16 protein-coding genes and 1 tRNA gene are annotated in these 18,670 nt (G+C 64.2%); 12 read left to right on the forward strand and 5 right to left on the reverse strand.

Going from position 1 to position 18,670, the window contains the following annotated elements; translation table 11 throughout:
* Positions 1–183: 183 nt before the first annotated feature.
* From TZ03_RS13500 to TZ03_RS13520, 5 genes are all read left to right on the forward strand, one after another.
* On the forward strand, positions 184–1,473 hold the full coding sequence (locus tag TZ03_RS13500) for an OprD family porin (RefSeq protein ID WP_051098300.1): 1,290 nt from the start codon (positions 184–186) through the stop codon (positions 1,471–1,473).
* 45 nt (positions 1,474–1,518) lie between these two features.
* Positions 1,519–2,499, forward strand: coding sequence for a Bug family tripartite tricarboxylate transporter substrate binding protein (locus tag TZ03_RS13505; RefSeq protein WP_051098302.1), 981 nt, complete (start codon positions 1,519–1,521; stop codon positions 2,497–2,499).
* A gap of 124 nt (positions 2,500–2,623) precedes the next feature.
* A complete protein-coding gene (locus tag TZ03_RS13510; protein WP_051098304.1) occupies positions 2,624–3,082 on the forward strand; it encodes a tripartite tricarboxylate transporter TctB family protein in 459 nt (152 codons plus the stop codon).
* Positions 3,083–3,085: 3 nt separating this feature from the next.
* Positions 3,086–4,600, forward strand: a complete 1,515-nt coding sequence (locus TZ03_RS13515) for a tripartite tricarboxylate transporter permease (RefSeq protein WP_051098306.1) — start codon at positions 3,086–3,088, stop codon at positions 4,598–4,600.
* Positions 4,593–5,624, forward strand: a complete 1,032-nt coding sequence (locus tag TZ03_RS13520) for an AbrB family transcriptional regulator (protein WP_051098308.1) — start codon at positions 4,593–4,595, stop codon at positions 5,622–5,624. Before TZ03_RS13515 ends, TZ03_RS13520 begins: the two co-directional genes overlap by 8 nt.
* A 120-nt stretch (positions 5,625–5,744) precedes the next feature.
* Here TZ03_RS13520 and ung read toward each other — a convergent pair whose 3' ends face one another.
* Positions 5,745–6,437 carry a uracil-DNA glycosylase gene (ung, locus tag TZ03_RS13525; RefSeq protein ID WP_051098311.1) on the reverse strand — a complete coding sequence of 231 codons (693 nt, stop codon included), beginning with the start codon at positions 6,435–6,437 and terminating at the stop codon, positions 5,745–5,747.
* 126 nt (positions 6,438–6,563) lie between these two features.
* On the opposite strand from ung, the gene TZ03_RS13530 reads away from it, so the two are divergent.
* On the forward strand, positions 6,564–7,670 hold the full coding sequence (locus TZ03_RS13530; RefSeq protein ID WP_051098313.1) for an enoyl-CoA hydratase/isomerase family protein: 1,107 nt from the start codon (positions 6,564–6,566) through the stop codon (positions 7,668–7,670).
* Between the two features lie 243 nt (positions 7,671–7,913).
* Here TZ03_RS13530 and TZ03_RS13535 read toward each other — a convergent pair whose 3' ends face one another.
* A complete protein-coding gene (locus TZ03_RS13535) occupies positions 7,914–8,360 on the reverse strand; it encodes a hypothetical protein (RefSeq protein ID WP_051098315.1) in 447 nt (148 codons plus the stop codon).
* Between the two features lie 212 nt (positions 8,361–8,572).
* Here TZ03_RS13535 and TZ03_RS13540 point away from each other — a divergent pair, with 212 nt between their 5' ends.
* The 5 genes from TZ03_RS13540 (at position 8,573) to TZ03_RS13560 (ending at position 12,482) form a co-directional block, all read left to right on the forward strand.
* Positions 8,573–10,054: a diguanylate cyclase gene (locus TZ03_RS13540; protein WP_051098317.1), complete on the forward strand. Its 1,482-nt coding sequence runs from the start codon at positions 8,573–8,575 to the stop codon at positions 10,052–10,054.
* Positions 10,047–10,259 carry a cysteine-rich CWC family protein gene (locus TZ03_RS13545; RefSeq protein WP_051098319.1) on the forward strand — a complete coding sequence of 71 codons (213 nt, stop codon included), beginning with the start codon at positions 10,047–10,049 and terminating at the stop codon, positions 10,257–10,259. The genes TZ03_RS13540 and TZ03_RS13545 overlap by 8 nt, the downstream gene beginning before the upstream one ends.
* Positions 10,260–10,268: 9 nt before the next feature.
* Complete coding sequence (locus TZ03_RS13550) at positions 10,269–10,961, forward strand: pseudouridine synthase (RefSeq protein ID WP_051098321.1); 693 nt, start codon at positions 10,269–10,271, stop codon at positions 10,959–10,961.
* Between the two features lie 448 nt (positions 10,962–11,409).
* On the forward strand, positions 11,410–12,297 hold the full coding sequence (gene phaG, locus TZ03_RS13555; RefSeq protein ID WP_051098323.1) for a (R)-3-hydroxydecanoyl-ACP:CoA transacylase: 888 nt from the start codon (positions 11,410–11,412) through the stop codon (positions 12,295–12,297).
* Positions 12,298–12,408: 111 nt separating this feature from the next.
* Positions 12,409–12,482 (forward strand) — tRNA-Gly (locus tag TZ03_RS13560).
* A 40-nt stretch (positions 12,483–12,522) separates the two neighbouring features.
* On the opposite strand, the gene TZ03_RS31110 is transcribed toward TZ03_RS13560, so the two are convergent.
* Positions 12,523–12,696 (reverse strand): hypothetical protein, encoded by a 174-nt coding sequence (locus TZ03_RS31110; protein ID WP_160297744.1) that lies wholly within the window; start codon positions 12,694–12,696, stop codon positions 12,523–12,525.
* On the opposite strand from TZ03_RS31110, the gene TZ03_RS13565 reads away from it, so the two are divergent.
* Positions 12,695–14,401 (forward strand): SulP family inorganic anion transporter, encoded by a 1,707-nt coding sequence (locus TZ03_RS13565; protein ID WP_051098325.1) that lies wholly within the window; start codon positions 12,695–12,697, stop codon positions 14,399–14,401. The two genes, TZ03_RS31110 and TZ03_RS13565, sit on opposite strands and share 2 nt — an antisense overlap.
* A 233-nt stretch (positions 14,402–14,634) precedes the next feature.
* Here the strand turns inward: TZ03_RS13565 and TZ03_RS13570 are convergent, their stop codons facing one another.
* Together TZ03_RS13570 and TZ03_RS13575 are read right to left on the reverse strand one after the other, a co-directional pair.
* A complete protein-coding gene (locus TZ03_RS13570) occupies positions 14,635–16,224 on the reverse strand; it encodes an alpha/beta hydrolase-fold protein (RefSeq protein WP_051098327.1) in 1,590 nt (529 codons plus the stop codon).
* Between the two features lie 7 nt (positions 16,225–16,231).
* Positions 16,232–18,613 (reverse strand): TonB-dependent receptor, encoded by a 2,382-nt coding sequence (locus TZ03_RS13575; RefSeq protein ID WP_051098329.1) that lies wholly within the window; start codon positions 18,611–18,613, stop codon positions 16,232–16,234.
* Between the last annotated feature and the right edge of the window lie 57 nt (positions 18,614–18,670).

Genomic DNA, 18,670 nt, shown 5'->3' on the forward strand with positions numbered 1-18,670 from the left:
GGTGGGGCAGTGGCGCGGAGTGTACCGCTGTCGGCAGGCCTGTGAAGCCCCTGCCAACAAACCTTTCACGCTGAAAGGTTAGCGAAAGGTTGGTTGCCTAGCATCGCACCACGGTCGCCCTTCGCGCCGAAAAAAGCACCAGCAAGGTGTAACGAATAAGAACAATAAACGGAGTCATCGACGATGCTGTCATCGCAGCCGCAGGCGTTCGCGCCTTCCCGTTCCTTTGTCGCACGCCCTTCCGCCATCGCCAGCGCCCTTGCGCTTGCCGGTGTCGCCCCTATGAGCCAAGCCGCCTTCTTCGAAGACAGCACAGCCACCTTCGAAACCCGCAACATGTACTTCAACCGCGACTTCCGCGACGGCACCAGTGCGCAGCAATCCAAGCGCGACGAATGGGCCCAGGGCTTCATCCTCAACTTCGAGTCGGGCTACACCGATGGCACCGTCGGCTTCGGCCTGGACGCCCTGGGCATGCTCGGCATCAAGCTGGACTCCAGCCCCGACCGCACCGACAGCGGCCTGCTGCCGACCCACGATGATGGCAAGGCGGCGGACGAGTACTCCAAACTCGGCCTGACCGGCAAGGTCAAGGTGTCGCAGACCGAACTGAAGATCGGCACCCTGATCCCAGAACTGCCCACCCTGAAACCCAACGATGGGCGCATCCTGCCGCAAACCTTCGAAGGCGGCCTGCTCACCTCGAAGGAGATCAAGGGCCTGACGTTCACCGGTGGCCGCCTGGACAAGGCCAAGGACCGCAACGACACCAACTGGGAAGACTTGGCGCTGAACAACAAGAACGGCCGCTTCGGTGGCTCGTTCAGCGCCGACAACCTGGACCTGGCCGGGCTCGACTACCAGTTCACCGATCGCATCACCGGCAGCTACCATTTCGCCCAGCTCGACGATATCTACCGCCAGCACTTCATCGGCATGCTCGCCACTCAGCCGTGGGGCCCGGGCACCTTCGGCGCCGACCTGCGCCTGGCCGTAAGCGACGACGCTGGCGCCGCCAAGGCCGGCAACATCGACAACACCACCTTCAACGGCATGCTCAGCTACGCCCTGGGCGGGCACAAGGTCAGCGCCGCCTGGCAACAGCTGTCCGGCGACAGCGCCTTCCCGTACATCGATGGCGCCGACCCATACCTGGTCAACTTCGTCCAGATCAACGACTTCGCAGGTAGAGACGAACGCTCCTGGCAAGCGCGCTACGACTACAACTTCGCCGCGCTCGGCGTCCCCGGCCTGACCTTCATGACCCGCTACATCAGTGGCGACAACGTCAGCCGCGCCGCCGGTGGCGAGGGCAAGGAATGGGAGCGTGATACCGAAATGAAGTACGTGGTACAAAGCGGCCCGTTGAAGAACGTCGCCGTGCGTTTGCGCAACGCCACCTTCCGCTCCAACTTCACCCGCGATGCCGACGAAGTGCGGCTGCTGGTGAGCTACAGCGTGGCCCTTTGGTAAGCCAATAGCAGTAACCGATAACAACAACACTCACGGAGATCGACGATGACCTTTTCACTGCGCCGCCTCGTCCTCGCTACCGGCTGCCTGCTGTTGGCCGGCAACGCCCTCGCTGCCGAACCGAAACGCCCCGAATGCATCGCCCCCGCCTCGCCCGGTGGTGGCTTCGACCTGACCTGCAAGCTGGTGCAAAGCGCCCTCGTGCAGGAAAAGATCCTCAGCAAGCCGATGCGCGTCACCTACATGCCCGGCGGTGTCGGCGCAGTGGCCTACAACGCCGTGGTCGCCCAGCGCCCGGCCGATGCCGGCACCCTGGTGGCCTGGTCCAGCGGTTCGCTGCTGAACCTGGCCCAGGGCAAGTTCGGCCGCTTCGACGAGAACGCGGTGAAGTGGCTAGCCGCAGTCGGCACCAGCTACGGCGCCATCGCCGTGAAAAGCGATTCGCCCTACAAGACCCTCGACGACCTGGTCGCGGCACTGAAGAAAGACCCGAGCAAGGTGGTGATCGGCTCCGGCGGCACCGTCGGCAGCCAGGACTGGATGCAGACCGCCCTGATCGCCAAGGCCGCCGGCATCAACCCGCGCGACCTGCGTTACGTGGCGCTGGAAGGTGGCGGCGAAATTGCCACGGCGCTGCTGGGTGGGCACATCCAGGTTGGCTCTACCGACATCTCCGACTCCATGCCGCATATCCAGAGCGGCAACATGCGCATCCTCGCAGTGTTCTCGGAAAACCGCCTGGACGAGCCCGAGATGAAAGACATCCCCACCGCCAAGGAGCAAGGCTACGACATCGTCTGGCCAGTGGTGCGCGGCTTCTACCTGGGGCCAAAGGTGAGCGACGAGGACTACGCCTGGTGGAAGCAGTCGTTCGACAAGATGCTGGCCTCGGAAGACTTCGCCCAGCTGCGTGACCAACGCGAGCTGTTCCCGTTCGCCATGACCGGCGACGAGCTGGACGGCTATGTGAAGAAGCAAGTGGCGGACTACAAGGCGCTGGCCAAGGAATTTGGCCTGATCCAGTAAGCCTGTCGGATTCACCACGAACCCTGTGGGAGCGGGCATGCCCGCGAAGAAGGCACCGCGCTGCCTGGCACCGGCGTTGCCGGTGTTCGCGGGCACGCCCGCTCCCACAAACGAGGACTCTGCAATGATCCTGCAACGCATCTTCGCCCTGGCCCTGCTGGCGGTGTGTGCCGCCCTGGCCGTGATGGCCTGGCCCTACCAGGCGGCATTTTCCTATGAACCGGTAGGCCCACGCGCCTACCCGCTGCTGATGCTCGGCCTGATGGGCCTGGGCCTGCTGTACCTGGCGCTGCGCCCCACGCCGATCGTGCGCAAGGACGACGAGCCGGAACTGGACCGCGAAACCCTGATCAAGATCGCCGCCTGCGTCGGCCTGCTGATCGTTTTCGCCAGCACGTTCGAAGCCCTGGGCTTCATCCTCAGCGCCATCCTGGTCGGCATACCCATGGCCCGCCTGTACGGCGGTCGCTGGCTGCACAGCGCCATCGTGGTGGCCGGCATGAGCCTGTTCCTCTACTGGCTGTTCGACCGCGTCATGGACGTGCCCCTGCCCCTTGGCCTGCTGAGCGTACTGGAGAACTGACACATGGATACCTTGAGCTACCTGGGCCAGGGCTTCGGCGTCGCCCTGTCCCCCTACAACCTGGTCACCGCCCTCTCCGGCACCCTGATCGGCACCGTGGTCGGCTTGCTGCCGGGCCTGGGCCCGATCAACGGCGTGGCCTTGCTTATCCCCATCGCCTTCGCCCTCGGCCTGCCACCGGAGTCGGCGCTGATCCTGCTGGCAGCGGTATACCTGGGCTGCGAGTATGGCGGGCGTATCAGTTCGATCCTGCTGAACATCCCGGGCGAAGCCTCGACCGTGATGACCACCCTCGACGGCTACCCCATGGCCCGCAACGGCCTGGCTGGCGTGGCCCTGTCGCTGTCGGCCTGGAGTTCGTTCATCGGCGCGCTGATCGCCACCTGCGGCATGGTGCTGTTCGCCCCGCTGCTGGCGAAATGGGCGATCGCCTTCGGCCCGGCGGAGTACTTCGTGCTGATGGTGTTCGCCATCGTCTGCCTGGGCGGCATGGCCGGTGACAAACCGCTGAAAACCTTCATTGCCGCGCTGATCGGCCTGTTCCTGTCGGCGGTCGGCATCGACGCCAACAGTGGCGTGTACCGTTTCACCGGCGACAGCGTGCATTTGGCCGACGGCATCCAGTTCGTGGTGCTGGTGCTGGGCCTGTTCTCCATCAGCGAAATCCTCCTGCTGCTGGAAAAGACCCACCATGGCCACCAGGCGGTCAAGGCCACCGGGCGCATGCTGTTCAACCTCAAGGAAGCGGCCTCGGTGTTCCTGGTCAACATTCGCTGCGGCCTGCTGGGCTTCATCATGGGCGTGCTGCCGGGTGCCGGCGCAACGCTGGCCAGCGCCGTGGCCTACATGACCGAGAAGCGCATCGCCGGTGCCGGCGGTAAGTTCGGCAAGGGCGACGCCCGCGGCCTGGCCGCACCGGAAACCGCCATTGGCGCGTCCTGCTGCGGCGCCCTGGTGCCGATGCTGACCCTGGGCGTACCTGGCTCCGGCACCACTGCGGTGATGATTGGCGCACTGACCCTGTACAACATCACCCCCGGCCCACTGCTGTTCGAACAGCAGCCAGACATCGTCTGGGGCCTGATCGCTTCGCTGTTCGTCGCCAACATCATGCTGGTGATCCTCAACATCCCGATGATCCGCATCTTCACCCGCATCCTCGCCGTGCCGAACTGGGCGCTGGTGCCGGTCATCGCCATCATCACCGCCATCGGCGTGTACGCCGTGCATGCCACCACCTTCGACCTGTTCCTGATGGTCGGCATCGGCATCATGGGCTATATCCTGCGCAAGCTGGACTTCCCGCTGTCGCCGATCCTGCTCGGCTTCATCCTCGGTGGGCTGATGGAGCAGAACCTGCGCCGGGCGCTGTCGATCTCCAACGGTGAGCTGGGCATCCTCTGGTCCAGCCCGATCAGCCTGTCGGTGTGGGTGCTGACCCTCTGCATGCTGACCCTGCCGCTGCTGCGCATCTGGCGCAAACGCAGCCTGCAGCGCCGGGCGATGGCCGATGCCTGATCGCGCACTGCCACTGTTCGTCGCGACCGGGCTGGTCGGCCTTGTTGGCGGTTTTGCCGCCAGCAAGGTCGGCTGGCCTTTGCCGTGGATGGTCGGCTCGTTGCTGGCGATCATCCTGGTACGCTGCCTGACGCCCTGGCAGCTGTCGGAAATCCCCAATGGCCGCAAATGCGGGCAATGCATCATCGGCATCGGCATCGGCCTGCACTTCACCCCCGCGGTGATCGAGCAGGTGGCCAGCCATTTCGTGCTGATCTTCTGCGGTGCGCTGTTCACCACCCTGTCCAGCGTAATCAGCGTCTGGCTGCTGCGACGCACCGGCGAAGACCGCGCCACGGCGTTCTTCGCCAGCATGCCCGGCGGCTCGGGGGAGATGGTCAACCTTGGCGCGCGCAATGGCGCGGTGCTCAGCCAGGTGGCGGCGGCGCAGAGCCTGCGCGTACTGGCAGTGGTGCTGTGCGTGCCGGCGCTGTTCAAGTTCTTGCTGGGTGACGGGGTGCCGCTGAACCATGCCGGTAGCGTGAACTGGGGCTGGCTGGCCTTGATCGTGCCGTCGGGGGTGGCCGTGGGCTTTCTCTGGCAGCGCTTGCGCCAGCCCAACCCCTGGCTGTTCGGGCCTTTGCTGGTAGCAGCCACGGTAAGCCTTGCGGGTAACCTGCAGATCGCCCTGCCCAATGGCGCCAGCCAGATCGGCCAATGGCTGATCGGCAGCGGCCTGGCCTGCCACTTCAACCGCGCATTCTTCCGCCGCGCCCCATCGTTCCTCGGGCGCACACTGCTGGCCACGGCCCTGTGCATGGCGATTGCTGGCAGTGCCGCCTGGGCGCTGAGCTTGATGACCTCGCTGGATCTGCGTTCGCTGACCCTGGGGATGATGCCGGGCGGGATTGCCGAGATGAGCCTGACGGCGGAGACCCTGCAGCTTTCGGTGCCGCTGGTGACCGCGCTGCAGGTGATGCGACTGCTGTTCGTGCTGTTTCTGGCAGAGCCGTTGTTCCGGGTGTGGAACGCGAACCCTCAATAATCGCGTCGCCTGCTTCGCGGGCTTGCCCGCTCCCACAGGGACTGCGCCGCCCTCATGGCTTGCGCCAAACCTGTGGGAGCGGGCAAGCCCGCGAAGAAGCCAACCAGATCTTTCAGGCCATCACAGCGGCGGCAACGCCCAGTTGATCGGTGCCAGCCCCCGCTGTTCGAGGAAGCTGTTGGCCCGGCTGAAATGCCCACAGCCCAGGAACCCCCGGTAAGCCGACAACGGCGACGGGTGCACCGACTTCAGCACCAGGTGCTTGGTCCCGTCGATCAGCTTCTGCTTGCTCTGCGCATGCGAGCCCCACAGCAGGAACACCACGTTCGGGCACTGCTCGCTGACTACCTGGATGACCCGGTCGGTAAAGAACTCCCAGCCCCTCTTGGCATGCGACGCGGCATTGGCACGTTCCACGGTCATGGTGGTGTTGAGCAGCAGCACGCCCTGCTCGGCCCAGCTCTGCAGGTAGCCATGGTTGGGTATCGGGATGTTCAGGTCGCGCTGCAGTTCCTTGTAGATATTGACCAGCGAAGGCGGCGTGGCCACGCCAGGCTGCACCGAGAAACACAAGCCATGGGCCTGGCCCGGACCGTGGTATGGGTCCTGGCCAAGAATGACTACTTTCACCTGGTCCAACGGTGTCGAGTTGAGCGCATTGAAGATCAGCGGCCCTGGCGGGTAGATCTCCTTGCCGGCGGCGTACTCGCTGCGCAGGAACTCACGTAGCTGATGCATGTAGGGCTGGTCGAATTCGGCGCGCAGTGCGGCTTTCCAGCTGGGTTCGAGTTTGATGCGGTCGTCGTCAGTCATGGGGCCATCCGTAAACAATGGCGCGACACTAGGTAAGCCCTTCCCGCTTGTCAAACGATCCGACCGACGACCGGCATGATCGGCCAGGCAGGCCATACTTGTGCGATGACTTGAACGAGGTAGTCCATGGCCATTCATTGCGAGGTACTCACCGGCGCCGATGGCGCCCGCATCGGCATCGCCACCCTGGATGCGCCCAAGGCGCTCAATGCCCTGAACCTACCGATGATCGAGGTGCTGGGTGAACAGTTGCATGCCTGGGCCCGTGACCCAGGCATCGTCTGCGTGCTGCTGCGCGGCAACGGCGCCAAGGCCTTCTGCGCGGGGGGCGATGTGCGTGCGCTGGTGCAAGCTTGCCGCGACCACCCAGGCAGCGTGCCGCCCCTGGCCGCCACCTTCTTCGCTGCCGAGTACCGCCTGGACTTTGCCCTGCACACCTACCCCAAACCATTGCTGTGCTGGGGCCACGGGCATGTGTTGGGCGGCGGCATGGGGCTGCTGCAGGGCGCCAATGTGCGCATCGTCACGCCCAGCAGCCGGCTGGCCATGCCGGAAATCAGCATTGGCCTGTACCCGGACGTGGGCGCCAGCTGGTTCCTGGCCCGCCTGCCGGGCAAGCTGGGGTTGTTCCTGGGCCTGACCGGCGCGCCGATCAACGCCCACGACGCCCTTGACCTGGGCCTGGCCGACCGCTTCCTGGGCGAGTACCAGCAAGACGCGCTGATCGAAGAACTGCTGCAATTGAACTGGCAGGAGCAGACCGCCCTGCAACTGAACAGCCTGCTCAAGGCCGAGCAACACCGCGCCTGCGCAGAATTGCCCGAAGCCCAGTGGCTGCCGCGGCGGCAAGTGATCGACCAACTGCTCGACGTGGCCGATGCTGCGGCGGCCTGGCGCGCGCTGGAAGGGCTGAAACACCATGACGACCCGCTGTTGGCAGACGCCGGCAAACGGCTGCATGAAGGTTGCCCGCTGACGGCGCACCTGGTCTGGGAGCAGATCCGCCGGGCGCGGTATTTGTCGTTGGCGCAGGTGTTCCAGATGGAATACTGCATGAGCCTGAACTGCTGCCGCCATCCAGAGTTCAGCGAAGGCGTGCGTGCCCGCCTGCTGGACAAGGACAACCAGCCGCGCTGGCACTGGCCGGATGTGGCGCAGGTGCCGGTGACGGTGGTGGAAGCGCATTTCGCCAAGGTATGGGAGGGGAGGCATCCATTGGCGGATCTCGGTTAGCCTGGAGAAGCTGGGGGCTGCTTTGCAGCCCAATCGCCGGCAAGCCAGCTCCCACAGGTACTGCACAGGGCTTGCGGCTGGTGCGGTCCATGTGGGAGCAACTGTCTTGTATTGCCTGCACTGACCTCATCGCCGGCAAGCCAGCTCCCACAGATACTGCACAGGGCTTGCGGCTGGTGCGGTCCATGTGGGAGCTGGCTTGCCGGCGATTGGGGCGCAAAGCGTCCCCCGCTTTCAATTCACCTACCGCTGCCAGTTCCCCCCTTGCCCCTGCCCGCGCCGCCCATCCCAGCGCCGGTCACCATCACCCCGCCCTTTGGACTGCCAGCGGTCATTCTGGTACCGCTGGCTGCCATTGCGATAATCATGGCGGTCCCGGTCGCGCCCATAGTCATAGCGCTGGCGGTTGCCATAGTCGTACCTCGGATTAGCGTGCCCCTGGTTCACCCCCGGCTGCGGATAAGGCCGGTAATGCGGCGTCGGCGCCGGGTGGTGGTAGCGCGGTGCCGGCTGGTAGTAATAGCGCGGCTGCGGCGTGACGTAGTAGCGGTCATAACGGTAGTAACCCGGCGACACATAGCGGTCGCTGGTGTAGTAATCCGAGCGGTAGTAGCCCCCGCTTCCATGGTACGGAGCGCAGGCGGAGGTCATCAGCCCCAGCAGGGCGATCAACAGAATTCGATAGGACATGGCGGCCTCCTGGACCGCTTGGCTGCCCGAACAGCGGCGCTGGCGAGCGTCGAGGCGAAAGGCGTTCGTCGACACCGAATAAGACCATTGCGCCGAGATACAGTGCCATTTACGCAACAATTTGATACAGGTGATATAACCCTGAAAAACTTGCAGTCATTTTTCGGTCATCTCACTAGAATGAGCGGCTCGGCACACATCACGGGAAGATCATGCCTCTACGCCCCGCTCTGTTTTCACAGCGCTCGCTGATCTTTACCCTGCTGGTGCTGCTGGCCTGCGGTTTCCTGGCCACTTCACTGCTCGGCTACTTCGCCTCGCGCAGCGCCATCCGCGACGGCATCATCAATACCGAACTACCGCTGACCTCCGACACGGTCTACTCGGAAATCCAGAAAGACCTGATCCGCCCAGTGCTGATCGCCTCGATGATGGCCCAGGACACCTTCCTGCGTGACTGGGTGCTGTCCGGGGAGCAGGACACCCAGCGCATCACCCGCTACCTGGGCGAAGTCATGGGCAAGCAGGATACCTTCACCTCGTTCTTCGTTTCCGACCGCACCCTCACCTACTACCAGGCCAAGGGGGTGCTCAAGCAGGTGCAGCCGGGCACCTGGCGCGACGCCTGGTACTTCCGCCTGCGCGACCTCAAGGCCCCCTACGAGATCAACGTCGACCTGGACATGGCCAACCAGGACAGCCTGACCGTGTTCATCAACTACCAGGTGCATGATTACCAGCACCGTTTCATCGGCGCCGCCGGCGTGGGGCTGAGCGTGTCGTCGGTGGTCAGGCTGATCGACCAGTACCAGCGGCGCTACCAGCGCGCGGTGCTGTTCACCGATGCCAAGGGCAAGGTACTGCTGACCGGCTCCGAAGGTGGCCCGCATGGCTTGCGGGTCGGCCAGTCACTCGCCGACAACCCCGAGCTGAGCGACCTGCTGGCCCAACAGCAGGTGCCCGGCGAAGGCAGCCACGAATACCGTGACAGCGGCAACCACAGCCACTTCCTCAACGTGCGCCACCTGCCCGAGCTGAACTGGTACCTGCTGGTGGACAAGCGCGAAACCGGCGCCCTCGACCGTATCCGCCACGCCCTGTACCTGAACCTGGCGATCTGCGCGATGATCACCCTGGTGGTGCTGTCGCTGGTGCATGCCATGGTCCGCCACCACCAGGCCAGTACCGAGGCCCTGGCCACCCTCGACAGCCTCACCGGCCTGCCCAACCGGCGCAGCTTCGACCTGCTCGCCGCCCAGGCCCTGCACGAAGCCCAGCGCGACAGCGGCCCGCTGGTGGCGCTGCTGATCGACCTGGACCACTTCAAGGCACTGAATGACACCCACGGCCACCTGGCAGGCGACGAAGTGCTGCGCCAATTCGCCAATGTGCTGCAGGGCAGCCTGCGCCAGTCAGATATACTCTGCCGCTGGGGCGGCGAGGAATTCATCGTGCTACTGCGTGAAGCCGAAGGCCGGCAGGCCATCGAGGTGGCAGAGAAAATCCGCCGCCGTACCGAACAGCTGACCTTCAGCTACGATGACCAACCGTTGCGCCTGACCACCAGCATCGGCCTGAGCAGCTTGCAGCCGGGGGATACCCTGCATACCCTGCTGACCCGCGCCGACCGTGCGCTTTATCGTGCCAAGCAGGCCGGCCGCAACCGCGTCTGCAGTGAAACCCGCCATGAATGACAGCCAACACTGCCCAGCCTGCGGCGCCCTCAACCAGTGCAGCCTGGCCGACCCACGCAGCGCCACCCAGGCTTGCTGGTGCTACAGCGTGACCATCGACCCGGCCGTGCTCCAGGCCCTGCCCGCCGAGCTGCGCGACCAAGCCTGCCTGTGCCCGCGCTGCGCCGCCGTTGAGGCGCAACTCCAATCACCTGCTAGCCACTGACCGTTTGCAATGCGCCTCGACCGTTTCCTCGCCAACCTGCCCAGCCACAACCGCCAGCAAGTGCGCCTGATGCTGGCGCAACGCCGCGTGCGGGTCGATGGCCAGGTGGTCAGCGACCCGCTGGCCGAGGTTCGCGAATTCAGCCGTGTGGAGCTGGACGACCAACTGCTGCAAGCCGGCCGCCCAGCGCGTTACCTGATGCTGCACAAACCGCCTGGCTGCGTCAGCGCCACCCACGACCCGCAACACCGCACCGTGCTTGACCTGCTGCCCGCCGCGTTGCGTGACGACCTGCACATTGCCGGGCGCCTGGACTTCAACACCACCGGTTTGATGATCCTGACCAACGATGGCCAGTGGTCGCGACGCCTGACCCAGCCGGCGACCAAGTTGCCCAAGCACTACCTGGTGGAAACCGAAGACGAGATTGGCGAGCACTATGTGGCCAAGTTTCGTGAGGGTTTCTACTTCGCCTTCGAAGACCTCACCACCCAGCCAGCCCGGCTGGACATATTGGGCCCGCGCCAGGCTCGGCTGGCGATCGTCGAAGGGCGTTATCACCAGGTCAAGCGCATGTTCGGCCATTTCGACAACAAGGTGGTGGGGTTGCATCGCGAGAGCATGGGGGCGATCCGGCTGGACCCGGGGCTGGCGCCGGGAGCGTTTCGGGAACTGACGGCAGAAGAAGTAGCCACCGTCTAGGTCGCCTGCTCCGGCCTCTTCGCGGGCACGCCCGCTCCCACAGGGATCACACCAGCCCTGAGACCTGTGGTGAACCTGTGGGAGCGGGCGCGCCCGCGAAAGGGCCGGAACAGACTGCACAGGGTCGTCATACGACCGCTCAGCAAGAAAAGTCACATTTCCCCACGAACGGCACTTGCGCGATCCCCGCCCCGCTGCTTGAATCCAAATCGTCAGTCTGCATGTGACCAACAAGTCACGCCCGCAGTCGAAGACACCTTTTTGCCGGCTACCCAGGGCCTCGATGCCTTGGGGCACGGCAAATTGCCCGCCAAAAACAATACCGTCGACGCAAGTGCCAAGGATCGACACAGGGCCCCCGGTTTCTCTTCAGGCAAATGCCTACCTGTCATAAAGAACGTGCACCCTAGGTGACGCGAATACCCTTTTTGCGCCAGGAGTCGATGACATGAGGCCAGAAATCGCTGTACTTGATATCCAAGGTCAGTATCGGGTTTACACGGAGTTCTATCGGGCGGACGCGGCCGAGAAAACGATCATCCTGATCAATGGCTCGCTGGCCACCACGGCCTCGTTCGCCCAGACGGTGCGTAACCTGCACCCGCAATTCAACGTCGTACTGTTCGACCAGCCATATGCCGGCAAATCCAAGCCGCACAACCGGCAGGAACGGTTGATCAGCAAGGAGACCGAGGCGCATATCCTCCTTGAGTTGATCGAGCACTTCCAGGCTGATCACGTGATGTCATTCTCGTGGGGTGGCGCAAGTACGCTGCTGGCGCTGGCGCACCAGCCGTGGCGGGTCAAGAAGGCCGTTGTCAGCTCGTTCTCGCCGGTGATCAACGAACCGATGCGCGACTACCTCGACCGTGGCTGCCAGTACCTAGCCGCGTGCGATCGCTACCAGGTCGGCAACCTGGTCAACGACACCATCGGCAAGCACCTGCCATCGTTGTTCAAACGCTTCAACTACCGGCACGTCAGCAGCCTGGACAGCCATGAATACGCGCAGATGCACTTCCATATCAATGAAGTGCTGCAGCACGACCTGGAACGGGCACTGAACGGCGCGCGCAACATCGACATCCCGGTGCTGTTCATCAACGGCGACCGCGACGAGTACACCACAGTCGAAGACGCCCGGCAGTTCAGCAAGCATGTGGGCAAGAGCCAGTTCAGCGTGATCCGTGACGCTGGCCACTTCCTCGACATGGAAAACAAGGCTGCCTGCGAAGACACCCGCAGCGTCCTGCTCGGCTTTCTCAAGCCGACCGTGCGCGAGCCTCGTCAACGCTACCAGCCGGTACAACAGGGGCAGCATGCATTGGCCATCTGAGCGCCTCGGCGTCCTGTAGCCGATACCCGCAGGCTACCGGGCGCCGACAAGCTTTTTTATAACGTGGGCTTCTAATTCGCGGAGGGTTCTGGTAAAAAGTGCAGCGCAGACGCGGGTATAGTTTAGTGGCAAAACGAAAGCTTCCCAAGCTTTAGTTGAGGGTTCGATTCCCTCTACCCGCTCCATACCGCATTTCCGCATGGCGTTCCAGCGACGTCATCGCAGTCAAAAGGAGCCACGGCTCCTTTTTTCGTTTCTGCCCCCTTCTCCTTGATCCGACACATGGCCATTTGCCTGCCGATCCGCTTCAATGCGCAGGGGCGCATGCGCGTGCAAGCGAAACGGCTTGAGGCGGATATGCTCAATGGTCTCGTGAAACATTTCGAAAGGACGACGCATGTTTCTTTCCCGCTGGCTACCGGGCCTTGCCAACCTGCTGCACTACCGCCGCGAATGGTTCCACGCCGACCTGCAGGCCGGGCTGTCGGTAGCGGCGATCCAGATCCCCATCGCCATCGCCTACGCGCAGATCGTCGGTTTGCCGCCGCAATACGGCCTGTATGCCTGCGTGCTGCCGATGATGGTCTACGCCCTGATCGGCAGCTCGCGCCAACTGATGGTCGGCCCCGATGCGGCCACCTGCGCAATGATCGCCGGCGCCGTGGCGCCCTTGGCCATGGGCGACCCGCAGCGGATTGCCGAGCTGTCGGTGATCGTCACCGTGCTGGTCGGGGTAATGCTGATTGCCGCCGGCGTGGCCCGGGCCGGGTTCATCGCCAGCTTTTTCTCGCGGCCGATCCTGATCGGCTACCTCAACGGCATCGGCCTGAGCCTGATTGCCGGGCAGTTGTCCAAGGTGGTGGGGTTCAAGATCGAAGGCGACGGTTTCATCCTCAGCCTGATCAACTTCTTCCAGCGCCTGGGCGAAATCCACTGGCTGACGCTGCTCATCGGCCTGGCCGCACTGGGCCTGCTGATCTGGCTGCCAAGGCGCTATCCACGCCTGCCCGCCGCCCTCATGGTAGTGGCGCTGTTCATGCTGCTGGTCGGCCTGTTCGGCCTCGACCGCTTCGGCGTCGCCATCCTCGGCCCGGTGCCTGCCGGCATCCCGCAACTGGCCTGGCCGCACAGTAACCTGGCAGAAATGAAGAGCCTGCTGCGCGATGCCCTGGGTATCGCCACCGTCAGCTTCTGCAGCGCCATGCTCACCGCACGCAGCTTTGCCGCCCGGCATGGCTATGCGATCAACGCCAACCACGAGTTCGTCGCCCTGGGCGTGAGCAACCTGGCGGCCGGGGTGTCCCAGGGCTTTGCCATCAGCGGCGCTGACTCGCGTACCGCGGTCAACGACATGGTCGGAGGCAAGAGCCAACTGGTGGGCATCATCGCGGCACTGGTCATCGCCCTGATCCTGCTGTTCTTCACCGCGCCGATGGCGTGGATCCCGCAAGCGGCGCTGGGCGCGGTGCTGCTGATGGCCGGCTGGGGGCTGATCGACATCAAGTCGCTGGGAAGCATCCGCCGCCTGAGCCGCTTCGAGTTCTGGCTGTGCCTGCTGACCACCGTTGGCGTGCTGGGCCTGGGCGTGCTGCCGGGTATCGTGTTTGCCGTGACCCTGGCGATCCTGCGCCTGCTGTACAGCATCTACCAGCCCACCGACGCCGTGCTGGGCTGGCTGCCGGGCACCGAAGGCCAAGTGGACATCCGCAAACATGAGGAGGCCCGCACCGTACCAGGCCTGGTGGTGTACCGCTTCGACGACGCGATCCTGTTCTTCAACGCCGACTACTTCAAGATGCGCCTGCTCGAAGCGGTGCAAAGCCAGGCAGAGCCCAAGGCCGTGCTGTTCGATGCCGAAGCGGTAACCAGCATCGACGTCAGCGGTATCGCCGCCCTTCACGAAGTGCGCGACACCCTGGCGGCGCAGGGTATCTTCTTCGCCATCGCCCGCGCCCGCGGCACCTTCCTGCGCATGCTGGTGCGCTCGGGGATGGCGCGGGAAATGGAAGAAAAACTGCTGTTCGGTTCGGTGCGGGCAGGAATCCGCGCGTACCGGGTGTGGCGTAACCGCGAGCATAGTGCGCGCAGGCCAGCACAAAGCTAGAAACCGATGCCTGCTGTGGGAGCAACTGTCTTGTATTGCCTGGACTGGCCTCATCGCCGGCAAGCCAGCTCCCACAGGAATTGCACATGGCTTGCGGCTAGTGCTGTCCTTGTGAGAGCAACTGTCTTCCTCAAAATCTGAACAGCTTGCGCGGTCGGTGTGGGAGCTGGCTTGCCGGCGATGAGGCCAGGACAACCAGCACAAGACTGTTGCCCCCAAAAGATGCATCGCTATCAACGACAACCTGCAAGACTGTCTGGATTCTGCCGCCCAATCAGGCTGATCAGCCCACACGGCAACGACCCACGCCATTGCAGGTAGTCATGCCCCGCCGGGTACTCCACCGCCTTCACTGCATACCCTTTTGCCTGCAACACATCGCGCAGGTGCCGGTTGGTATCGAGGATCGTCGGCCCTTCGAACAACCCGGACTGCAGATAGAAGCGTAACGGCTGGCGCGGCGCATTGACGTACTGACGAATCAGCCAGCCTGGCTCTTCACCCTCCCCGGCCCACCAGTACGACCCCGAAAGGCTCAGTACATTGCCGAACAGTTCCGGATGCATCAGGCCCAGGTAAGACGAAGCCAGCCCGCCATAGCTGGAGCCGGCAACCACCGTGCTGGCCGCCGTCGCACTCAAGCCCTGCTTGCGCGCCCACGGCATCAGCTCTTCGGCCATGAAGCGGGCGAACAGCGGGTTGGGCGGCAGTTCGTGCTGGCGGCTGAGGTCGCTGGGGTTGGCGATGATCAGTGCCGCGGTCGGCGGGATCAGGCCATCGGCGATCAGGTTGTCGAGGATTGTCGGCGTAGGCACCTGACGGGTATAGGCATGCGCATCGAACAGCACCAGCAGGGCCTGGCCGTCCGCATTCGCGCGCCAGCCAGCCGGGCGGTACAGGTAGATGTCGCGCTCGTTGCCTAGCACGGCACTGGCCAGGCGTTCGCGCTGGAGCGTACCTCGTGGCACGCCCGCGCGCTCTGCCAGCCAAGGCTGCGGCGGCGCATCGGGCAACTCCAGGCGCGAACGCGACAGCCAGGGGTCCCCGCTGCTGTCGGCGAAAGTATCGGGGTTGAGCGGGTCGCGTCGTGTACTGGCCAGTATCACACGGCGGTCATCCGACTCCGGCACGTCCGGTGCCAACTGGTAGCTCAGACGTGCGCTGGCCGGGACCTCGAAGCTGCGGTACCAGACATCGCTGCTGCCCAGGCGCTCGAGCGCCTCGTGGCGCCCGGACGGTGCACCGAATATTCGCACGTTGTGTTGCGCACCGCGCCACAGAAAGGTCACCAGGCGTTGGTGTGGTTTCCCCAGCAAGGGCTCGACCAGCGGTGTGCCTTCGGCGGTGCGTGCAACCCAGAAAGCCTCGGTGTCGCCGCTCTTTTCCAACTGCGTGGCCAGCGCTGACAACGTAGGGCTGGCCAGCCGCGGTGGACTGCGGCGCTGCTGTGCCAACGGCAACACCTGGTGCAGACGCAAACCGAAGCGGGCGCCGGCACGACCGTCCAGCGCCTCGACACGCAGCCCATATCGCCCAGTGCCATCAGCGACGAAAAAGAACTCGCGCGGCTGGTCCTGGCCATCGACAAGCAGGCGCAACGGCCTGCCCTGCGGGTCCAGCAGACGCAGGCTGACGTCGCCATCGACCCGCCCGCGCACCAGGTCGCCCGCCTGCAGGGTGACCTGCCAGGGCGAGTTACCTGTGGATGCCTGGCCGTGGACCGGATGCCCCACCTGCAAGGAAGGCGGCGTTGCCGCTTGCGACGTGCTCGCCCAAGCCAACGCCAGCAGCAAGGCACAACCGATGTGATGGATCCTGTACATGCTTGCCTCAGAAGTCGACGCTGGCGGACAGTTTCAAGGTGCGTGGTTCACTGACCGTGGCGTAACCGGGGTTGAATACCCCCGCCCAATAGGCGCGGTTCTCCACGTTTTCCAGGCTGGCGCGCAGGGTCACATCCTTGCTCAGCACCCGCGTGGCATAGCGCGCGCCAAGGTCATAGCGCGTCCACTGGGGAATCTTCAGGGTGTTTTCGTCATCCAGGTACTGCGAGCTACTGTGGATACCCAAGGCCGTCAGGGTCAGCCCGTCGACCCACGGCAGGTCCCACTCGGCGCCAAGGTTGGCCGACCACTTCGGCACGCCTCGGGCGGTATTGCCATCCAGGGTGCCATTGGCCGTCTTGCTCAGTTCGGCATGGGTGTAGGTCACCCCACCCAGCAGGCGCACGCCAGGCGCAGCCTCGCCGAACATGTTCCACTCCACGCCGCGGTTGCGCTGCTCGCCATCGTCGGTGTACCAGAACGTACTGCCGCGGGTGTTCTTGACCATGCTGGGCTTCTCGATCTGGAACACGGCCAGGGTATGGCTGAACGTGCCCAGGTCCCACTTCACGCCGGCCTCCATCTGCTTGGCCACATAGGGCGCGAACTGCTCGTCCTTGTTCAGCGCACCTACCTCAGTCACCGTACCGCCTTGGGTCAGGCCTTCGATGTAGTTGGCGTACAACGACACCGGCGCGTCCCAGGGCTTGACCACGATGCCCAGGGCTGGCGTGAGTCTGCGCTCGTCATAGGCCGACGGCTTGCTCATCTTCTGCCGCACCCGCTGGGCACGGGCGCCGAGGGTCAGCAGCACACGCTCGTCAAGAAAACCGAGGGTGTCCGCCAGGGCGAAGCTGGACAAGGTGTTGTCGCCGGTCTTGACGTTCGAGCCATGGTCGCCGGCAATGATCCCTTTCACCGGGTGGTAGAGGTTGGTGTCATAGGTGGGGCCGGTGACCGTGGGTGCACGGCCGATGTCCTGGTGCAGCAGCGAGCTGCTGAACACCAGTTGGTGACTGACCGGGCCGGTCATGAAGCTGCCCCGCAGCCCCGCCTCGCCCGACAGGCTATGGGTGTAGCCGGCCTGGTTGTAGGTCTGTCCCTTGGCACGGCCATCGGCCGCCTGCACGCGAATGCGCGTGCCATTGAGGAAGCCGTCGTAATAGGTGCGTGCACCACCGACACTGGCAAAGGCCGTCCAGTCGTCATTGAGCTGGTACTCGCCATGCAGCATCACCGCCTTGCTGACCTGCTTGGCGTAAATACCCTCGAGGATGTTGGTGTCGGGCTTGGGCGCCTTGGTCACGTAACCCAGCTCACTGAAACCTGCCATCATCGGGCTGCCGTTATCCAGCTTCTCGTGGATCTCGTAGGCATCCAGCACGAGTTTGAAATCATCGCCGCGGTAATCCAGCGCCAAGGACGCCAGGGTACGGTCTTTGGACTGCTCATCTACACCGGTATCACCGCTGCCATACACCCCGTTGAAGCGAATACCGAAACGGCCATCATCCGAACGCCGCCCCACATCGATATGCTGAGCGAAATAGCCATCGGACACATAGCTGGTGGTGAACCGGGTGAGCGGGGCATCGCCGGCGCGCTTGGGTACCAGGTTGACATTGCCCCCCACCCCGCCATTGGGCGCCATGCCACTGAGCAGCGCGCTCGGCCCTTTCAATACCTCTACCCGTTCGAGGAACTCGGTGGGTACGTGACCATCGGGCGCCAGGCCGTACAGGCCATTGACCGCCAACTCCGAGGACTCCAGGCCATAGCCGCGGATCATGAAGTTCTCGTAGGCATGGCCTTCGCCAGTGCTGAAGCGGATCGACGGGTCATTGCGCAGCACCGCGCCCACTGTGCCGCTCTGCTGGTTGGCGATGGTCTGCGCGGTATAGGCGGTGATGTTGAACGGTGTGTCCATGATGTCGCGGTTGCCCAGCATGCCCAGCCGCGCGCCACGAGCCACCTGGCCGCCGCTGTAAGTCTCGGGCAGGTCACTGTTGAAGCCGGCGGCGTTGACGTTGGTGGCGCCAAGGGTGACGGCGCCCTCTTCAGCCATGCTGCGCAAGATCACCACGCCGTTCTGTTCCTCTGCCACCAGGTCGGTGCCCACCAGCAGTTGCTGCAAGGCCTGCAGCACGCTGAAACGCCCATGCAGCGCGGGCGCGTGGCGGCCAGCGAGCAGGCGGCTGTCAGCGGCAATGGCTACGCCAGACTGGCGGGCCAGCGCGTGCACAGCAGCTTCCAGCGGCTGGCTCGGCAGGTCCAGGGCCAGTGGCTGGCTGTCGGCCAGCACCATGCCAGGCGACAGCAGGCTGCCCAATGCGCAGGCCAGGGCCAGATGGCGCAACGGCGCGGAAATTCGGGTAGGGACGAACGACATGAAGGGTCCTTGCTCGGGTGGGGTTCACCGTTGATGACGCCGTTCAGGCGCCTTACC

It is taken from the genome of Pseudomonas sp. 10-1B, assembly GCF_000935045.1.
Taxonomy (GTDB): domain Bacteria; phylum Pseudomonadota; class Gammaproteobacteria; order Pseudomonadales; family Pseudomonadaceae; genus Aquipseudomonas.